At 49.2% G+C, this 2,093-nt stretch carries 1 protein-coding gene; it reads right to left on the bottom strand.

The window, feature by feature from the left end:
- A partial coding sequence (locus E0D98_RS23550) for an inverse autotransporter beta domain-containing protein (protein ID WP_205713031.1) occupies window positions 1–1,853 on the bottom strand: 1,853 nt, incomplete at its 3' end.
- Between the last annotated feature and the right edge of the window lie 240 nt (window positions 1,854–2,093).

Genomic DNA, 2,093 nt, shown 5'->3' with positions numbered 1-2,093 from the left:
GTAATGGTCACCGTCACTGGCTTCATTTCGTACCCGCCATAGGTCAGGGCGTTAAATGTGAACGTATAGACACCAGGCTTGCTGGTACTAAATTTACGCGTGATTTTTCCGCTCACGAAATGGTCATTTTTCGACGGCAGGAACTGATAATCCTTCTCCGTCACCCCTTCCGGCGTCTGAATGTCGACCCACATATTCCCGCCAACGGGGTTATTTGCCGACATCAGTGTCACCTCCAGCTTCGCAGTCGATTTCCCATCCGCCACCAGAGATTGCATATCAGATGATGCGGTGAGTACCGCATTTTTATCATCCGCAACGAATTTAGATTCGGCAGTTTTCGTTGATACCTGACCGTTGGTCTGGCTCACTTGCGCCTTGAGTGTGTATGTCGCCGCAACAGTAGTGGTAGCGGTGAAAATAGCCTGCCCTTGCTCATTCGTTGTCGCAGTGCCATTCGGTTCCAGGTTTAACGAAGCAGGGCTGGCAGTCAGCGTCACCTCGCTATCTTTCAACAGGTTGTTATTGGCATCAGTCACCGTAACTTTATACGTTTGTTTGGCTTTGCCGTCCGCCAGCGCATAGTTGCCAATTACCTCAATACCGGAGACGGTTGCGGTAGCCTTATCGGCTACAAACGTTATAGTCTGCGTATTCGAAGGCTGGCTATTCCCTGCCGATGCCGTGATCTCATACGTTCCGGCAGTCACTGAAACCACCTGCAACTCTGCTTTCCCCACACCGTTGGCTTTCACCCAGACATTATCGCCTGTAAGCGGCTTGACACCCCGGGGCAGATTAAAGGTCACCAGGCTCCCTGGAACAGGGTTACCATTTTTATCCTCAACGGTCGCCGTCAGCGTAAAGGCATCTTTGCCGTTTGCCACTTTTGGCGCGGCGCTATCAACCTCCAGACTCGCCTGACCGGTACTGAAATCCGCCTTGAATTTCACCGTAACCGTCTTCTGAGCATTATTCACTGAGGCCGTGATGCTGTGTTCCCCGGCAACCGTTGACATCAGCTCAATGTCGGCTTTACCTGCCGCATCGGTTGTTACCGTATTCCCCGTCTTGCTGGTCACACCTTTCGGCAGAGTCAGCGTCACATTTTGTCCCTGCAACGGGTTACCATAGGTATCCCAACCATTCGCCGGGCGTTCCTGATAATCCTCAATATCCGGCGATTTTTTCCAGCCAGAAGCCCGAATATAACCATTGGCGCTCAGTTTCAGATAATCGCGCCAGTATTCCGCACCAACACCAATGCGGGTATGACTACGGGATAAATCATGGTCGATAAAGGTGTTCACCCCCGCCATCCAGTCATTTCCTGAAAAATGACGCCAGCCAAAACCAATATTTGACTGAGTACGATCGTCGGTACGATGTATTGCTCCCTGAGTGAACAACATATTTGTTGGCGTATCATAAATCGGATAAAGCATTTCCAGCGAAGAATCCTTCAGCGAGAAATCTTTATCGACATTCAGTTTGACGCGCGCAGTACCATATTTCCCGAGCCACTCCTGTATTTCCTGGTTAGCTTTAGCTGTGGCCATTCCGGTAATAAAGTTACGTGTCGCATCGCTATCTGGCTGACTGCTTAAAAATGTCCCGGCATTTGCGGCAAACGACGCGACATTTTTCTCCACGTTATTATCAGCAGTTACCGTAGTATTTCCCATGCTCAACCGTGGCTGAACCGCATGCTGCGCACGTGCCGCCATTACTGGGGTAAAGGTGACAGCGAGTGGAAAAAGAACCTGAACAGAGATATTTGCCCACGCCACGCAGCGGGCCAGAACTGAATAACGAAATCGTGGTTGTTTATGACCTGTTTTATAACGCGACATTGAGATAATTTCCTGATGAACGAATTAACGAACATAGGCAGACACAAATAATGGCGTCTGCTTGTCAGAAAAACCGGGGATTTCCCGATTTCCTTTTCCGCAGAAAAGGAAATACCTTTATGTAAGAAAGTGCACCGCCACCTAATATATCCAGTGTCTGTAGCCACTCATCAGGTGGTTGGGCGCGGGATTATATTTTTATTTATGGGTGAAAATTTAGCTTTTTGTGCAAGTCATTAA

The sequence above is a fragment of the Escherichia sp. KCJ4928 genome (genome assembly GCF_004352695.1).
In the GTDB taxonomy this organism is placed as follows: domain Bacteria; phylum Pseudomonadota; class Gammaproteobacteria; order Enterobacterales; family Enterobacteriaceae; genus ECMA0423.
This window is presented reverse-complemented; position numbering and strand designations above follow the sequence as displayed.